The organism is Streptomyces sp. NPDC033180 (assembly GCF_055577645.1).
This window is the reverse complement of record NZ_JBVIPU010000010.1, coordinates 149,273-165,815: the sequence shown is the minus strand read 5'-3', so window position 1 is coordinate 165,815 and position 16,543 is coordinate 149,273. Positions and strand designations below refer to the sequence as shown.

The following is a 16,543-nucleotide window of genomic DNA, read 5'->3' as shown; positions in this document are numbered from 1 at the left end:
CTGACAGGAACCAGGAAAGGTGACTCCCTTCATGCGACCGCTTCACATCGGCCTGATCGGGGCGGGCGGTATCGCCCGCGCCCATCTCCCGGGCTGGCTGGAACTGGGTGCGCGCGTCAGCGTGTACACCGTCGACGGCTCGGCGGAGAAGCTCGCCGCCGAGTACGCGGGCCGCGAGGTCGCCGCGGTGGCGAATCTCGCCGAACTGCTCGTCGACTGCACGGCCGTCGACATCTGCACTCCCACACCCACCCACAAGGAACTCGCCCTCGCGGCCGTCGCGGCGGGCCGGCACGTCATCTGCGAGAAGCCCCTCGCGCTCAACGCCGCCGACGCCGAGGGGATCGCGGAAGCCGCCGAAGCGGCGGGCGTCCGGCTGCACCCCGCCCATGTCGTGCGGTACTTCCCGGCGTACGCGGCGATGCAACAGGCCGTCGGGCGAGGCGAGTTGGGCGACCTCGCGGTGCTGCGGTTCACGCGCGGCGGGGCGCGGCCGCAGTGGGCGCCCTGGTTCGGTGACCCCGCCAAGTCCGGCGGCGTCATCATGGACCTGATGGTGCACGACATCGACGTCGCCCGCTGGATCGCGGGCGACGTGGTCCGCGTGCACGCGCAGACGCGGGGCGTCGAGCGCGCCACGGGCGGCGCCCGGGCCGAGGTCGTCTCGGCGACCGCCGTCCTCACCCACGCCTCCGGCGCGATCAGTCACATCACCGGCCTCTGGGGCCTTCCGGACCAGCAGTTCCGTACGACGTTCCGCGTCGCGGGCGGCGACGGGCTGCTGCGGCACGACTCCACGTCGGTGCCGGGCTACCGGATCACCGCGCAAGGGGTGCGCGCGGCCAACGAGTCCATCCCCTCCAGCCCGATGACGGAGAGCCCCTACCTGTCCGAGCTGCGGGAGTTCGCGGCGTCCTGGGAGGAGGGCGGCGGCGAACCACGGGTGAGCGCGCGGGACGGGATCGAGGCGGTGCGGATCGCCGAGGCGGCGGTGGAGTCGAGCCGTACCGGCCGGGCGGTGGAGCTCGCAACGAGCGGGGCGACCGAGCCCCGGACGAAGAACCAGGAGGTCACGCGATGAAGGTCGCCGTTCTGTCGTTCGCCCACCTCCACGCCGCCGGGTACCTGCGGCTCCTCGCCCGCATGCCCGGCGTCGAGGTGCTCGGCAGCGATCCCGACAGCGGGTCGGCCGCGCCCGGTGAGGTGCGGGGACGGGCTTTCGCCGACGAGATGGGGGTCGCGTACGCGCAGACGTACGAGGAGGCCTTCGCCTGGGGCCCGGACGCGGTGATCGTCTGCTCCGAGAACGCGCGCCACCGCCCACTGGTGGAGCTGGCGGCGTCCCGCGGCGTGGCTGTCCTGTGCGAGAAGCCCCTGGCCACGACGGTCGAGGACGGTGAGGCGATGCTCGCGGCGTGCCGGAAGGCCGGCGTACGGCTCGCGGTCGCCTTCCCCGTCCGCTTCAGCCCCGCGTACGCGGCCGTCAAGGCGGCCGTCGCCTCGGGGGAGGCGGGCCGGGTCCTGACCGTGTCCGGCGCGAACAACGGCTCCATGCCGTCCGCACGGCGCTGGTTCGCCGATCCCGAACTCGCGGGCGGCGGTGCCCTGATGGACCACACGGTCCACATAGCCGACCTCCTGGACGACCTCTTCGGCGACGCGCGCCCCGTCGACGTGTACGCCCAGACGAACAACCGCATGTACGAGGGCGAGGTCGACGCCGAGACCAGCGGTCTGGTCACCGTGACCTACGACAACGGCTCGGTGGCGACGATCGACTGCAGCTGGTCGCATCCGCGATCGCACCACTCCTGGGGCGGGCTCGAACTCACCGTGGTCGGCGAGCGGGCGACCCTGGAGATGGACGCCTTCGACCAGTCGGTCCACGGCTACAGCGAACGCCACCGGCAGGGGCTCGCCCTGCCCTTCGGCGCCGATCTGGACGAGCGCATGCTGCGGGCCTTCCTCCACGGCCCGGGCGAGGGCGGCATGGACGTGGCCGACGGCGAGGGCGGGCTGCGGACGCTGAAGATCGTGACGGCCGGCTACGCGTCGGCCAGGAGCGGGGTGCCGGTGGCGGTGAGCTGAACGGTCCGGCCGACGGCTCCGGCCGACGGCTCCGGCCGACGGGTCCGGCCGAGCGGGCCCGGCCGAGCGGGCCCGCCTGAGTCATACCACTGCGTGTGAGTGACGCCGCTGCGTGGCAACGCGGGCCGGTGCACGAAGGCCCCACCTCGTGCGCCGGCCCGCTCTGCAGGCAGACGCGGCCCGGGGCGCGGGGGTTGCTCAGCGGTGGTCGGTGGTCGGGGGGCCGGTAGCCGGCGGGCGGCGGGCGGCGGGCGGCAGAGCTCTCAGCCGCCGAACAGCTGCGTCCAGTACGTCCCGGCAGAGCCGCCGCCCGCGAAGCCGACGCCGAGATGGGTGAAGTCGGACTTGAGGATGTTGGCCCGGTGGCCGGGGCTGTTCATCCAGCCGTCCACCACCTCGGCGGGCGTGCGCTGCCCGCAGGCGATGTTCTCGCCGATCGCCCGGTGCCTGCTGCCCGCCGCGGACGCGCGGTGCCAGGGTTCGCCGCCGTCGGGCGAGGTATGGGCGTAGAAGGCACGGGCGATCATGTCCGCGCTGTGGCCCTGCGCCGCGACGGTCAGGAGCGGATCGGGGGAGAGGGGACGCAGACCCGCGGCTGTCCGTTCGGCGTTGGTGAGACGGAGCACGGCCGATGCCCACTCCGCGAGGCCCTGCCCGCTGAACGGGGAGGCCCACAGCGCCGTCCAGTAGATGTCGCCGGAGCGCGCGTCGGCGGAATGGGCCACCCCGACGTGCGTGTACGCGCGGCTCCGCACCGTTCCCCGCGACTGCTCGCCTGAGAGGCAGTACTCCACGAACTCGGCGGCCGTGCGCGGCCCGGAGACCAGGTGCTCGCCGATGGCCAGATACGCGTATCCGCCCGCGACTACCCGCTGGTAGAGGGACGTGCCGTCCGCGTGCTCCGAGCTGAGCGTGGACCGCGCCGCCATGCCCGCCGCGTGCGCGTGCGCGGCGGCGGTCAGCCTCGCGTCGAGGGAGACGGGAGGCGCCCCCGCCGACGCCCGCGCGGCGTTGACCTGGGGGAGGAACCCGTCGGGGGCTGACACGCCGGAGGGTGCCGCACCGGAGGGCGCCGGACGGGAGAGCGCCGGACGGGAGCGTGGGGGTGCACTAGCAGGCACGCTCGGCAGCCGACCCGGAGCGGCCGGCGGCTGCGTGGCTCCGTCCTCCGCCACGTCCACCCCGAAGTCGCGTGCCACCCCCGCGAGCCCGTCCGCGTACCCCTGACCGAGTGCCCGGAGCTTCCATCCCGGGCCGCGGCGGTAGATCTCCGCGAGCAGCAGCACCGTCTCGCGGTCGGGGCGCGGCGGTGTGAAACGCGCCACGAGACGGCCGCCGGGCCCCTGCACCTGGAGCGCGATGGCGGGCAGCCGGCCCAGGGGAGTGCCCGGCTCGGCGGGGCTCACGGCCACGGTGACGCGGCTCGCACCGGCGCGTAGGCGCCACCCGTCGACAGTGACCGTGTCGCCCTGGAGCCGGGCGCCGGACGTGGCCGGCTGGTTGTAGAAGACGAAGTCCCCGTCGCCCGCGACCTTCCCGCTGTCACCCGTGACGATCACGGACAGGTCGAAGGGGCCGGGCACCCGGAGGGTGACGGCGCCGTCCGGCAGCTCTACGTTCCCCCCGGCAACCAGCTCGTTCATGCAAGGAACAACGCGAGGCCCGCACCGCCAGGTTCCCGGCCCGGGGACATGGCGCCGGAGGTACCGCCGCAAGGCGGAGGCCCACTGAGACCGGAGGCGGATCCGCGCCGGAAAAGCCGCGTATTAGCGTGGGGGTCACGGGAAAGCACAATTCACCGACAGGATCCGAGGTACCCGGCAGATGGCAAGCCGCAGCGAGAGCCGTACCCAGCTCGTCGAGGGACTCATGGAGCGGTTCCCGCAGGTACCGCGGGAGGCGGTGATCAAGGAGGACCTGCTCAGGGGCGGGATGGCGTTCGACGAGTCCGCGCTCAGCGACAACGAGGGCGGCGAGATCAAGCCGAAGTCGTACTTCATCTTCTCCTTCGACCACAGCACCCTGCCCGAACTCGGCGCCGCCGCCCTGCGCCGTCCGCCCGAGGAGATCGTCCTCACCGGCGGGCCCTATGACCTGCGCCGCACGGTCGTCTCGGTCCGCGTGAACCCCTCGTCGCCGTACCGCGTCGCCGCCGACGACGACGGCGTACTCGGCCTCTACCTGGACGGCGTACGCATCTCCGACGTGGGCCTGCCGCCGATGCCGGACTACTACCGGCACACGCTGGAGAACGGCAAGTCCGTGATGGAGGTGGCGCCCACCATCCAGTGGGGCTACCTGATCTACCTGACGGTCTTCCGGGTCTGCCAGTACTTCGGCGCCAAGGAGGAGTGCCAGTACTGCGACATCAACCACAACTGGCGCCAGCAGAAAGCGGCGGGCCGCCCCTACACGGGCGTGAAGCCGATGGACGAGGTCCTCGAAGCCCTCGCCATCATCGACAAGTACGACACCGCGAAGTCCTCCACGGCGTACACGCTGACCGGCGGCGCCATCACCTCGCAGATCGGCGGCAAGGACGAGGCCGACTTCTACGGTCAGTACGCGAAGGCCATCGAGGAGCGCTTCCCCGGCCGCTGGATCGGCAAGGTCGTCGCGCAGGCACTGCCCAAGGCGGACGTGCAGCGCTTCCACGACTACGGCGTGCGGATCTACCACCCCAACTACGAGGTGTGGGACCCGTACCTCTTCGAGCGCTACTGCCCCGGCAAGGAGCGCTACGTCGGCCGTGACGAGTGGCACCGTCGCATCCTTGACTCCGCCGAGGTCTTCGGGCCGCGCAACGTCATCCCGAACTTCGTGGCGGGCGTGGAGATGGCGGAGCCGTTCGGCTTCAAGACGGTCGGCGAGGCCATCGACTCCACCGTCGAGGGGCTGCAGTACTTCATGTCGCGCGGCATCACGCCCCGCTTCACCACATGGTGCCCGGAGCCGACGACCCCCCTGGGCAAGGCGAACCCACAGGGGGCGCCACTGGAGTACCACGTGCGGCTTCTGGAGGCGTACCGCGCGACGATGGAGTCCAACGGCCTGACGTCGCCGCCCGGTTACGGCCCCGCGGGGCCGGGGCGCGCGGTCTTCTCCGTCTCTTCCTTCATGGACAGCCTGGCGGCGGAGGACGCCGCACCCGAGGACCGCGTGGCGCACTGAACTGCCGGTGGGGAGGGAATGCGCGTCACGCGCATTCCCTCCCCACCGACGAAACCGTCCGCCCGCCCTCAGTGACTTCGGTCAGCCGCCGACGTACCAGGTGAATCCGCCGGAGGAGGCGGCGATGGCGATCAGCACGATGAAAAGGACCACGTCGACGATGCCGAGGATGATGGCTGCCTTGGCCATTCCCGCGCTGCCCTTGACCGTCCTCTGACGCAGGGCGACAGCACCGAAGATGATGGCGAGCGGCCCGAGGACGAAGTTGAGGAAGAACACCCCGACGATTCCGCAGACAAGACCGGCTATCGCGAGACCATTCGTCCGGGTGCCGGACGAAGCCGCTGACGAACTACCGTAAGCCGACATGACCACACTCCTTGGAGATCGCATTTCAGCCTTACGTGACGCGATTCCGAGTGCCCAGTAATTGAGCGCGTAATCAGCTAGGCAAGCGCCGCAAGCAACCGTTCGGCCTCTTTCGTCACCGAGACGAGGGCGGCGGCCGGGTCGGGTGAGCGGGCCAGGAGCATGCCCGCCTCGCACAGCGCGCCGAACATCAGCCGGCAGCGTACGTCCAGGTCACCGTCGCCCCCGTCGCCCCCGTCGCCCCCGTCGTCCGAGTGTCCCGCGGTGGCGACCATGCGCATCCCGTCCGTCAACACCCGCAGCGTATGGGCGTATTCGATCTCGCGGACCGTCTCCCAGCCGAGGACAGATGGCGCGTCGAGCAGGACGATCCGCCGGAATCCGGGGTCGAGGCAGTGCTCCAGGAAGCGGCGGCAGACGCGATCTCTTCCTGTTCACGGCCGAACACCGCGTGGAAGAGGTCCGCCTTACCCTGGAAGTGGTGGTGGGCCGCGCCCTTGGTGACGCCCGCGGCGGCCGCTACGGCGACGATCGAGGTCGTCGCGTACCCGTACCTGCCGAAGAGCCGGTGCGCCGCGGTGAGGTCGCCCACCTGGACAAGCTGTGGGAACTGTTCCGCCTGATCGGCTCGCACCACGAGCTGTATCAGGTGACGGAGGCGATCGAGCGGTTCGGGGGAAGGGGGCCGGGGACGCTGCGGGAGTTCGTGCGGGAGCGAAGGGGCTGAGGGTCTTGCCTCCGGCGGCGATCTTCCCAACCCCGCCCCTTCCCGGCTGTATCCATGGGCGGCTCCGCCGCGCAGGGGCTCCGCCCCAGACCCCGCTCCTCGAACGCCGGAGAGGCTGATTCCTCAGCCTGTCCGGCGTTTGAGGACGAACTCGGCGGAGCCGGTGATTGACGGCAACCGAGGCCCCCGCGCCGAGCGGCCCGCGGCGGAGCCGCAAATGTCACAGTCGGGAAGGGGCGGGGTTGGGGGATGATCGATCAAACCAGCGACCCCGCTCAACCCGCCCCGGAGGAAACATGCCGCAGAACCCCGTCACAGTCGTAACCGGCGGCAGCCGCGGTATCGGCGCAGCCATCTCCACCCGCCTCGCCGCGGACGGCCACCACATCGCCATCGGTTACCACTCGGACGCCGAGGCGGCAGAGAAGGTGGCAGGGACCGTCCGCGCGGCAGGCGCGGGCACCCGCTGCCTCACCGTCCGCATGGACACCGCTGACGAGGCAGACGTCGACCGCCTCTTCGAGAGCGCCGCCGCGGAACTCGGCCCGGTCACGGGACTGGTGAACAACGCCGGAGTCGGCGCCCCGGTGGGCCCCCTCGCGGAGGCCGACGCCGCCGCCATGCGCCGGGCACTCGACGTGAACGTACTCGGCTACCTCCTCTGCGCCCGGCGGGCGATCCGCGACATGAAGCGGACCGGCTCCGGCGGCGGCATCGTGAACATCTCCTCCGCGGCTGCGACCCTCGGCGCCCCGGGCGAGTACGTCCACTACGCCGCCGCCAAGGGCGCCGTCGACACGATGACCGTCGGCCTGTCGAAGGAGGTAGCGGCGGACGGCATCCGCGTCAACGCGGTCGCGCCCGGCGTGATCTGGACCGAGTTCCACGCGGACCCCGAGCGCCCGGCGAAGCTCGCCGCGGGCATCCCGCTGGGGCGCTCGGGCCACCCCGACGAGATCGCGGCGGCGGTCGCCTGGCTGCTGTCGAACGAGGCGTCCTACGCGACCGGCACGATCCTGCGGGTGGCGGGCGGAAGGTGAGCCAACCGGGCATGAGTCAACCGGACATGAGTCAACCGGACATGAGTCAACCGGCCATGAGCCAGCCGGTGTGAACCAACCGGCACGCGCGTGTGCCGCAGTCCCTACGCTTGGCGCATGATCACGGAATGCACCCGCATCACCCCGGACGTCGTCATGCGCCCCGCCACGCTGGAGGACGCGGAGGGGCTCGCCCGCTCCCGTGCGCGCAGCCGCGCGCACCTGGAGCCGTGGGAGCCCAGCAGGCCCGAGGACTACTTCACCCGGCAGTCACAGGCGGCCCGGCTCCGCGCCCAGCTGGAGGAGTGCCGGGCCGGGCGGACGGCTCCCTGGGTGCTCGACCGTGACGGGGACATCGTCGGCTCGGTCACCATGTCCAACATCGTCCTCGGGCCGCTGCGCAGCGGAAACCTCGGCTACTGGATCGACGTGGACCACATCGGCCGAGGCCTGGCCACCGCCGCGGTGATGTTCGCCTGCCTGTCCGCCGACACGGAGCTCGGCCTGCACCGCGTCGAGGCGGGCACCCTCCTCGACAACGTGCCCTCGCAGCGGGTCCTCGCCAAGAGCGGCTTCGAGGAGTTCGGTGTCGCGCCGGATTTCCTGCACATCAACGGCGCCTGGCGCGACCACCGGCTCTTCCAGCGGATTCTCAACGACCGCACCCCGTAAGGGGCCAGGGAGCTAGATGATGTCCTCCGCGATCTCCGCCTGCTCCCGCTCCGACCCGTACGCCGACGGCGTGCTGTAGGAGCGCCGCGCCACGAACCACCACACCGTGGCGAGAGTCAGCACCACCACGAGCGCGATCGACGCGTAGTTCATCGTGTCGACCGTCACCGGCGAGGCCTGTGGCAGACAGAACAGGACCGTCACGAAACCGACCCAGACCACCGCGACCCAGCCGATCGGCTTGCTCCAGCGGCCCAGGTTCCACGGACCCGGCTGGAAGCGGTCGCCCGCCCGCAGCCGCAGGAAGATCGGGATGGCGTACGCGGGCGTGATCCCGATGACGTTGATGGCGGTCACGGCCGTGTACGCGGTCGTCGAGTACAGGGAGGGCAGGGCGATGACCGCGGCGAGACCGACCGACAGCCACACCGCGGGCACCGGCACCTGCGTACGGGAGCTGACCTTGCGCCACACCTTCGAGCCGGGCAGCGCGTTGTCGCGGCTGAACGCGAACACCATCCGGCTGGCCGCCGCCGTCTCGGCGTTGCCGCAGAACAGCTGCGCCACGATCACGATGAGCAGCAGTGCCGTCGCACCGGACTCGCCGAGTGCGTCGATCATGATCTGCGCGGGCGGTACGCCGGTCTCGCTGGCCTGCGTGCCCGCGTAGTCCTGGATCGCGAAGGTCAGCCCGGCCAGCAGGATGAAACCGGCTATCCATGACGCCCATATGGCACGCACGATGCCCCGTGCGGCGGTCACCGAGGCGTTGGAGGTCTCCTCCGAGAGGTGAGCCGACGCGTCGTACCCGCAGAAGGTGTACTGCGCGAGGAGCAGACCGATCGCCGTGACGTAGAGCGGGTTGTCCCACCCGGTGTCGTTGACGAACTCACCGAAGACGAATCCGGGCGACTGGTGGTGGTCCGGCACGATGGCGAGGACGCCCACGATCACGGCGACTCCGGCCACGTGCCACCACACGCTGATCGAGTTGAGCAGACTGACCAGGCGTACGTTGAAGAGGTTCAGGACGGCGTGCAGGAGCAGGATGCACAGGAAGATCAGGAAGGTCTTCTCCGGCGTCGGCGTGAAGCCGAACTTCAGGTTCAGGAACGCCCCGGAGAAGAGCGCCGCGCCGTAGTCGATGCCCGCGATCGCGCCGAGCAGGCCGAGCAGGTTCAACCAGCCCGTGTACCAGCCCCAGCGCCGCCCGCCGAGCCGGTCGGCCATGTAGTAGAGGGCTCCCGACGTCGGGTACGCGCTGGTGACCTCCGCGAGGGCCATGCCCACGAAGAGCACGAAGAGGCCGACGCCCGCCCAGCCCCAGAGCATCACGGCCGGGCCGCCGGTGCCGAGTCCGAAGCCGTAGAGGGTCATGCAGCCGGAGAGGATGGAGATGACGGAGAAGCTGATGGCGAAGTTGCCGAACCCGCCCATCCGGCGTGCCAGGACCGGCTGGTAGCCGAGCTCCCTGAGCCTTTGTTCCTCGTCGGGCAGCGGGGCCTCGGTCGAGGCGGGACTCGACCAGGTGGTGCGGGACACGGGTGTACCTCCGTCGGGGAGCGGGGGATGAGGGGGAGAGCGGGTGGTGCGGGAGACCTCGTGCTGATCCGGGACGGAGCCGGGTGCCTCAGTCCGGCTCTCGTACGGCGCTCAGACAGCGCGTACGTGCCTGCGTGAAGGCCTCGGCCGCCGCGTCGGTGTCACCGGGCGACCGCGTGCGGTACGTCCACGGCGCGACGGTGTAGAAGGGGTCGAGCGCCTCGAACACCCTTGCCGCGTCCTGGAATTGATGCGCGCCCCACAACGCGTGGGCCAGGTGGCTGAGGTCGAGGAGCGAGGTGGCCGCGGGCAGCGCGTGATCGAACCACAGCCGTAGCGCGCGCAGGGCGGAGCGGGTCGCGTCCTCGCCGATCCAGTGCAGATCCAGGGCGTGCTCGGCACCGCCGTCCTTGCGGTACCGCTCGACGCGCACATACAGGGGCAGTACGTGCAGTGCCGAGCCCGCGGGCGCCGAACCCGACGCCCAGTGGGCGAAGTTGACCGCTTCGGTGAGCGGGCCTGTGGGGCGGCGGGCGTACGCGAACTGCAGCATCCGGTGGTAGGCCTCGCGGTTGCCCGGATCGCGCTTGTCGGCCTCGGCGAGCAGATGCCAGGGGCCGGGGAACAGCATCGGCTCGGGGGCCGGCACCCGGTGCTCGTCCCACCGCTGACCCTTGTCGAGCTGCGCGAGGGCGAGCAGGCAGACCCACGGCACGGGGTCCTCGGGCGAGGCGTCGATCGTGGCCCCGCACGCCGCTGCCGCCTCGCGCCACAGTTCGTTGGTGTGACGGTGTCCGCCGCGATGGGCGCGCAGGGTCCGCTCGACGAGGACCCGGGTGTGCAGAACGGCTGCCGCGGCGCTGTGCGGTTCCTCGGCCTGCCAGGTCCTGACCACATCGGAACCGGCGACGGCGGCGGCCAGGATCTGCGTGCGTTGCGTCCACAGTCCCCAGTCGGGTGTCGAGTCGAGCAGGTTGCGCGTCGACACCCAGCGACCCGTCTTGAGGTCCTGGAGCACGGCGCGCAACTGTTCGTCGTGGCCCGCCGGGTGGTACACGGGGCGGCCTGACGGAGTGGGCATGAATCCTCTGTGGGGGAGGAGGGTGGTGGGCAGGGGTCGTGAACTGGCCTGGGGCGTAGTGATGTTGTTCGGCGGTCAGTGTAGATCTGTAACTTCCGTTCACAGGGCGGTTCGTGGATCTTTTGGGACCGACTTGTGCTCAACTCGGCGTGCCGGTTGGCAATATGAGAAAAGACCAGGGCGGCGTCGGCCCTGAAGGGGGCCCTTGACGCCCTCCTGGGCGCTGTAGCAGGCTTCCGCGGTGATCACCGACGGCGGAGGACCGCGCGGCGAGGCTGTCCTCGCCATCGACCAGGGCACGTCCGGCACGAAGGCTCTCGTCCTGTGTCCCGAGCGCGGGGTGATCGGTTCAGGAGCCGCGCCCGTACGTCCGCGCCACCTCTCCGGGGGTCGGGTGGAGGTCGATCCGGCGGCGCTGCTCGCCTCGGTCGTCGACGCGGGACGCCGAGCCCTGGCGGGCGCGGGGGAGCCGGTCGCCGCGGTCGGTCTCGCCAACCAGGGTGAGACGGTGCTCGCCTGGGACCCCGCATGGGGTCGCCCGCTGACCGAGGCGATCGTGTGGCAGGACCGGCGCGCGGAGCCGCTGTGCGCGGAACTCGCCCCACATGCCGAAGAGTTGAAGCAGCTGACCGGGCTCCCCCTCGACCCCTACTTCGCGGCGCCCAAGATGGCGTGGATACGCCGCCGCCTCACCCGGGAAGGCGTCGTCACCACCAGCGACGCCTGGCTGATCCACCGGCTCACCGGCGAGTTCGTCACCGACGCGGCCACCGCCGGACGCACCCAGCTCCTCGACCTGGACGACGTCACGTGGTCGCCGCGCGCCCTGGACGTCTTCGGTCTCGCCGACGAGCGGCTGCCCCGGGTCGTCGACGCGGCGGGCCGGTTCGGCACCACGAAGGCCTTCGGACCCGAACTCCCGCTGACCGGCCTCCTCGTCGACCAGCAGGCCGCGCTGCTCGCCCAGGACGTCACCGAGCCGGGCACCGCCAAGTGCACCTACGGCACCGGCGCGTTCCTGCTCGCCCAGACGGGCTCCCGCCCGCGGCGCGGCGATTCCGGCCTGGTCAGCTGCGTCGCCTGGCGGCTGGCGGGCCAGAGCAGCTACTGCCTCGACGGGCAGGTCTACACGGCCGCGTCCGCCGTCCGCTGGCTCACGGACCTCGGCGTGATCGAAGGAGCGGCGGACCTCGACCCGGTGGGCTCCTCGGTGGCGGACGCTGGCGGCGTCACGTTCGTGCCCGCCCTCGCCGGGCTCGCGGCGCCCTGGTGGCGCGGTGACCTGCGCGGCTCGATCACCGGACTCGGCCTCGACACGGCTCCAGGCCATCTGGTCCGCGCCCTGTGCGAGGGAGTCGCCGCGCAGGTGGTCTCCCTCGCCGACGCCGTGGCCACCGACCTGGGCGAGCCCCTGACGAGCCTGCGCGTCGACGGCGGCCTGACCCGCTCGGCCCTCCTGATGCAGACCCAGGCCGATCTGCTCCAACTCCCGGTAGAGGTATCGACGTTGCCCGATGTGACCGCCCTCGGGGTGGGCGCCGTCGCCCGCATGGGCCTCGACCCGAAGCTCACGGTGCGGGACGCCGTCCCCCGGTGGCGGCCCACCACCGTGTACGAGCCGAAGATCGACGCCACGCAGGCCGCCGAGCGCCTCGGGGGCTTCCGCACGGCGGTCGACGCCCTCCTCGACCGCGCGCCGGCCCCGTCGTCATGAGCGTCACCACCAAGGGCCCGCTGCCGACCGAGCCCTACGACGTGACCGTCGTCGGCGCCGGGGTGGTCGGCTCGGCCATCGCCCGGGAACTGGCCGGACACCACCGGCTGCGCGTCGCCCTGGTGGAAGCCTCCGGTGACGTGGGTGACGGCACGTCGAAGGCCAACACCGCGATCCTGCACACCGGTTTCGACGCCGTGCCGGGTTCCCTGGAGGCCCGCCTCGTACGCGAGGGCAGTCGTCTGCTCGCCGCGTACGCCGCCGAGTCGGGCATCCCCGTCGAACCGGTCGGTGCGCTCCTCGTCGCCTGGGAAGAGGAACAACTGGCCGCGCTGCCCGGACTGTTGAAGAAGGCGGAACGCAACGGCCACGACGAAGCCCGCATCATCGGTGCCGACGAGGTACGGGCCCGCGAACCGCACCTGGGCGAGGGCGCGCTGGGCGCCCTCGACGTCCCGGGCGAGTCCATCATCTGCCCCTGGACGACGACACTCGCGTACGCCACCCAGGCCGTCCGCGGGGGTGTCGATCTGCACCTCAACTGCGAGGTGGGAAAGGTGGGTTCGTCCTCGTGCGGGGGCTCCGCATGCCATGAACTGACCACGACCCGTGGTGTGGTCCGCACCCGCTACCTCATCAACGCCGCGGGTCTGCACGCCGACGCGCTCGACCGGCGGCTGCTCGGCCGCGGCGAGTTCACGGTGACCCCACGCCGCGGCCAGCTCATTGTCTTCGACAAGCTCGCCCGTGACCTGGTCAGTCACATCCTTCTGCCCGTACCGACGGCGCTCGGCAAGGGCGTCCTTGTAGCGCCGACCGTGTACGGAAACGTCCTTCTCGGCCCCACCGCAGAGGAGTTGGACGACAAGAGGGCGACGGTCACGACCGAGGACGGTCTCGCCGGGTTGCGCGCCAAGGGCCGGCGCATCCTGCCCGCGTTGCTGGACGAGGAGGTCACCGCCGTCTACGCCGGGCTGCGCGCGGCCACGGAGCACGACGACTACCAGATCCACAGTTCACCGCGGGAGCGGTGCATCACCGTCGGAGGCATCCGGTCCACGGGCCTCACCGCATCGATGGCGATCGCGGAGTACGTCGTCGGCCTGCTCGCCGAGGCCGCGGGCCCCGACCTCGACCTGACGGTGGCCGGAAACCTGGACCCGGTGCGCATGCCGAACCTCGGAGAGGCGTTCCCGCGCCCCTACCAGCGCGCCGATCTCATCGCGATCGACCCCGCGTACGGCAGCATCGTCTGCCACTGCGAGCGCGTGACCCGCGGGGAGATCAGGGACGCCCTCATCAGCACGGTGCCGCCCGGATCACTGGACGGCCTGCGGCGGCGGACGCGGGCGCGCGGCGGGCGCTGCCAGGGGTTCTACTGCGGAGCGGCGGTGCGCGAACTCTTCGACGGCTGGGACGAGTCGGGGGCGGCACGATGAGGCGGCAGCGGAATGTGGACGTACTCGTGGTCGGCGCGGGGCCGGCCGGACTCGCCGCCGCAGCGAGCCTCGCCGCTTCGGGCGCGGGCACGGTGGAAGTCCTGGAACGGGAGGCGCGGGCCGGCGGGGTGCCGCGCCACTGCCACCACGGAGGCTTCGGGCGCTGGGGAGTGACGGGGCCGCAGTACGCGGAGACCCTCGTCGAGGCCGCGCTCGGCGCCGGAGCGGCCGTGCGGACCGGGGTGAGCGCCACCGACTTGGCAGGGCCGCTGACCGTGGACACGACGGGGCCGCACGGCCTGGAGCGGATCACCGCGCGTGCGGTGGTCCTGGCCACGGGCGCGCGGGAACGGCCTCGGACGGCGCGGCTCGTGCCGGGGTCGCGCCCCGCAGGGGTGTTCACCACGGGGGAGTTGCAGCAGGCGGTCCATGTCCACCAGCAGGAGATCGGGACACGGGCGGTCGTCGTGGGGGCGGAGCCGGTGAGCTTCGCGGCGCTGTCCGCGCTGCGGGGCGCGGGCGTGGAGGTCGCCGCGCTCGTCACGGAGGAGACGCGGGCCCAGGTGGGCTTGGCGCGGGCCGCCGCGGCTCGGGTGCCGCTCCTCACCGGGGCGGTGGTAGCCGAACTCCAGGGGCGCGAACGGCTGTCGGGGGTGCGGCTGCGGCGGCACGACGGCCGGGAGCGTGTGCTGGCCTGCGACACGGTGGTGTTCACCGGGGACTTCATTCCTGACCACGAGCTGGCTCGGCGCGGCGGTGTGCTCCTCGACGCCGGGACGAGGGGCCCAGCGGTGGACTCGTCGTTCCGCACGGCGTCCCCGGGCGTCTTCGCGGTGGGCAGCGGGGTGCATGCGGTGGAGCCGGCGCGGGTGGCGGCGGGGGAGGGGGTAGGGGTCGCCGGCGCTGTGCGGGGGCATCTTGCGGGTGCGGGGTGGCCGCGCGGCGCGGTGTCGGTGGTGGCGGATGCCCCCCTGCGGTGGGTGGCTCCGAACCGGCTCGTGCCGGGTGCTCAGGGGGGTCGGTTCGTCCTGCGGACGGCGGAGTCCTTGGTGTGCCCCGTCCTGGCGGTCACGCAGGACGGGCGGTGTCTGTACCGGGAGCGGGTGTGGCGGAGGGTTCTGCCCAACCGGGGGTTGTATATCTCGGGGAGCTGGGTCGGGAGGGTGGACGCGGGTGGGGGGCCGGTGCGGGTGGCGGTCGGCTAGGGCTTTTCCAGTCCCCGACCCCGCCCCTTCCCGAACCCCGACCCCGCCCCTTCCCGAACCTGAAAGGCATGGCCGGACCGGCGGGAAATCTCAGCCTGTCCGGCGTTTGAGGACGAACTCGGCGGAGCCGGTGATGACGGCACGCAAGGCCCCCGCGCCGGAGCGGGTTTTCGGGCAGGGGCGGGGTTGGGGAAGGAAAACCGCTCTTCCGCCCAGCGGAACCTCCCCGTAGACTAAAAAACTAGCAGCGCTAATTTACCGCAAACGATCCGGAGCCGTATCGTGCGCCCAGTCCACTTCGCCGCAGCCCGCCGCACCCCCATCGGCAAGCTCCGCGGCACCCTCTCCTCCGTACGCCCGGACGACCTCGCCGCCACCGTCGTACGCGGCCTCCTCGCGGGCACACCCGAGCTGGACCCCGCCCGGATCGACGACATCTACTGGGGCGCCGCCAACCAGGCGGGCGAGGACAACCGCAACGTCGCCCGCATGGCCGCCCTCCTCGCCGGCCTCCCGGAATCCGTGCCCGGCGCCACCGTGAACCGCCTCTGCGCCTCCGGCATGGAAGCCGTCACCGCCGCCGCCCGCACCATCGCCTCCGGCGAGGCCGACGTCGTGCTCGCGGGCGGTTCCGAGTCGATGAGCCGCGCCCCCTTCGTCCTGCCCCGCCCCGACGAAGCGCTGCCGCACAAGATGGAGACCGCCGACACCCGGCTCGGGTGGCGCCTCGTCAACCCCGCCATGAAGGACCTGCACGGCGTCCTCGCGATGGGAGAGACCGCCGAGGAAGTCGCCGAGCGCCACAACATCTCCCGCGAGCGCCAGGACGCCTTCGCCCTGCGCAGCCACCAACGTGCCACCGAGGCCCGCAAGATGGGCCACTTCGACGACGAGATCCTTCCCGTCACCCTGCCCGACGGCACCCTCGTCGACCTCGACGAATGCGTCCGTGAGGACACCTCGTACGAGAAGCTCAGCGGCCTGCGTCCCGTCTTCCGCAAGGGCGGCACCGTCACCGCGGGCAACGCGTCGCCGATGAACGACGGCGCGGCCGGACTCCTCCTGGTCAGCGAGGAAGCCCTGAACGAGCTCGGGCTCGAATCCCTCGGCCGGTACGTCGCGGGCGCCTCCGCCGGTGTACATCCGGACGTCATGGGCATCGGGCCCGTCCCCGCCACCCACAAGGCGCTCACCCGCGTCGGCTGGTCGATCGGCGATCTTCAGGAGGCCGAGTTCAACGAGGCGTTCGCGGCCCAGGCCCTCGCCTGCGTCGACGCGTTGGGCATCGACCCGGAGCTGGTGAACCCCACCGGCGGCGCCATCGCCATCGGGCACCCTCTCGGCTGCTCCGGCGCGCGCATTCTGACCACGCTGCTGCACCGCATGCGCCGCACCGGCGGCGCCCGCGGCCTCGCAACGATGTGCGTGGGCGTCGGCCAGGGCAGCGCGCTGCTCGTCGAGCGCGGCTGACCCCCTCCCGCAAGGCCGCACGGAA

General features: G+C 71.8%; 14 protein-coding genes and 2 pseudogenes. 10 read left to right on the top strand and 6 right to left on the bottom strand.

All coding sequences use genetic code 11. From position 1 onward, the window contains the following. Positions 1-31: 31 nt before the first annotated feature. Positions 32-1,081, top strand: a complete 1,050-nt coding sequence (locus tag ACZ5WE_RS25680; protein ID WP_467692546.1) for a Gfo/Idh/MocA family protein — start codon at positions 32-34, stop codon at positions 1,079-1,081. Then, entirely contained in the window at positions 1,078-2,088 is a 1,011-nt protein-coding gene (locus ACZ5WE_RS25675; protein ID WP_467692548.1) for a Gfo/Idh/MocA family protein, read from the top strand. The genes ACZ5WE_RS25680 and ACZ5WE_RS25675 overlap by 4 nt, the downstream gene beginning before the upstream one ends. Positions 2,089-2,351: 263 nt before the next feature. Here ACZ5WE_RS25675 and ACZ5WE_RS25670 read toward each other — a convergent pair whose 3' ends face one another. Beyond that, complete coding sequence (locus ACZ5WE_RS25670) at positions 2,352-3,731, bottom strand: CAP domain-containing protein (RefSeq protein ID WP_467692549.1); 1,380 nt, start codon at positions 3,729-3,731, stop codon at positions 2,352-2,354. 181 nt (positions 3,732-3,912) lie between these two features. Between ACZ5WE_RS25670 and ACZ5WE_RS25665 the strand changes: the two genes are divergently transcribed. Further along, positions 3,913-5,259: a radical SAM protein gene (locus tag ACZ5WE_RS25665; protein ID WP_467692551.1), complete on the top strand. Its 1,347-nt coding sequence runs from the start codon at positions 3,913-3,915 to the stop codon at positions 5,257-5,259. Between the two features lie 81 nt (positions 5,260-5,340). Here ACZ5WE_RS25665 and ACZ5WE_RS25660 read toward each other — a convergent pair whose 3' ends face one another. From ACZ5WE_RS25660 to ACZ5WE_RS25650, 3 genes and pseudogenes are all read right to left on the bottom strand, one after another. Then, positions 5,341-5,628 (bottom strand): DUF4190 domain-containing protein, encoded by a 288-nt coding sequence (locus tag ACZ5WE_RS25660; RefSeq protein WP_467692553.1) that lies wholly within the window; start codon positions 5,626-5,628, stop codon positions 5,341-5,343. A 77-nt stretch (positions 5,629-5,705) separates the two neighbouring features. Then, a pseudogene (locus tag ACZ5WE_RS25655) lies at positions 5,706-6,038 on the bottom strand (hypothetical protein); the annotation flags it as partial. 95 nt (positions 6,039-6,133) lie between these two features. Beyond that, positions 6,134-6,220 (bottom strand): annotated as a pseudogene (locus ACZ5WE_RS25650) (TetR family transcriptional regulator); the annotation flags it as partial. Between ACZ5WE_RS25650 and ACZ5WE_RS25645 the strand changes: the two are divergent. The 3 genes from ACZ5WE_RS25645 (at position 6,197) to ACZ5WE_RS25635 (ending at position 8,067) form a co-directional block, all read left to right on the top strand. Then, positions 6,197-6,355, top strand: coding sequence for a hypothetical protein (locus ACZ5WE_RS25645; protein ID WP_469157300.1), 159 nt, complete (start codon positions 6,197-6,199; stop codon positions 6,353-6,355). The pseudogene ACZ5WE_RS25650 and the gene ACZ5WE_RS25645 sit on opposite strands and share 24 nt — an antisense overlap. Positions 6,356-6,651: 296 nt before the next feature. Next, positions 6,652-7,395 carry an SDR family oxidoreductase gene (locus ACZ5WE_RS25640; RefSeq protein ID WP_467692555.1) on the top strand — a complete coding sequence of 248 codons (744 nt, stop codon included), beginning with the start codon at positions 6,652-6,654 and terminating at the stop codon, positions 7,393-7,395. 117 nt (positions 7,396-7,512) lie between these two features. Then, on the top strand, positions 7,513-8,067 hold the full coding sequence (locus tag ACZ5WE_RS25635) for a GNAT family N-acetyltransferase (RefSeq protein ID WP_467692557.1): 555 nt from the start codon (positions 7,513-7,515) through the stop codon (positions 8,065-8,067). A gap of 12 nt (positions 8,068-8,079) precedes the next feature. Here the strand turns inward: ACZ5WE_RS25635 and ACZ5WE_RS25630 are convergent, their stop codons facing one another. Beyond that, on the bottom strand, positions 8,080-9,609 hold the full coding sequence (locus ACZ5WE_RS25630; RefSeq protein WP_467692558.1) for an amino acid permease: 1,530 nt from the start codon (positions 9,607-9,609) through the stop codon (positions 8,080-8,082). 88 nt (positions 9,610-9,697) lie between these two features. Beyond that, positions 9,698-10,690 (bottom strand): hypothetical protein, encoded by a 993-nt coding sequence (locus tag ACZ5WE_RS25625; RefSeq protein ID WP_467692560.1) that lies wholly within the window; start codon positions 10,688-10,690, stop codon positions 9,698-9,700. A gap of 241 nt (positions 10,691-10,931) precedes the next feature. On the opposite strand from ACZ5WE_RS25625, the gene ACZ5WE_RS25620 reads away from it, so the two are divergent. From ACZ5WE_RS25620 to ACZ5WE_RS25605, 4 genes are all read left to right on the top strand, one after another. After that, positions 10,932-12,404: an FGGY family carbohydrate kinase gene (locus ACZ5WE_RS25620; RefSeq protein WP_467692562.1), complete on the top strand. Its 1,473-nt coding sequence runs from the start codon at positions 10,932-10,934 to the stop codon at positions 12,402-12,404. Then, positions 12,401-13,843, top strand: coding sequence for an FAD-dependent oxidoreductase (locus ACZ5WE_RS25615; protein ID WP_467692564.1), 1,443 nt, complete (start codon positions 12,401-12,403; stop codon positions 13,841-13,843). The genes ACZ5WE_RS25620 and ACZ5WE_RS25615 overlap by 4 nt, the downstream gene beginning before the upstream one ends. Further along, positions 13,840-15,048, top strand: coding sequence for an NAD(P)/FAD-dependent oxidoreductase (locus ACZ5WE_RS25610; protein ID WP_467692566.1), 1,209 nt, complete (start codon positions 13,840-13,842; stop codon positions 15,046-15,048). The genes ACZ5WE_RS25615 and ACZ5WE_RS25610 overlap by 4 nt, the downstream gene beginning before the upstream one ends. A gap of 282 nt (positions 15,049-15,330) precedes the next feature. Continuing rightward, entirely contained in the window at positions 15,331-16,518 is a 1,188-nt protein-coding gene (locus tag ACZ5WE_RS25605; protein WP_467692568.1) for a thiolase family protein, read from the top strand. The last annotated feature ends 25 nt before the right edge of the window (positions 16,519-16,543 follow it).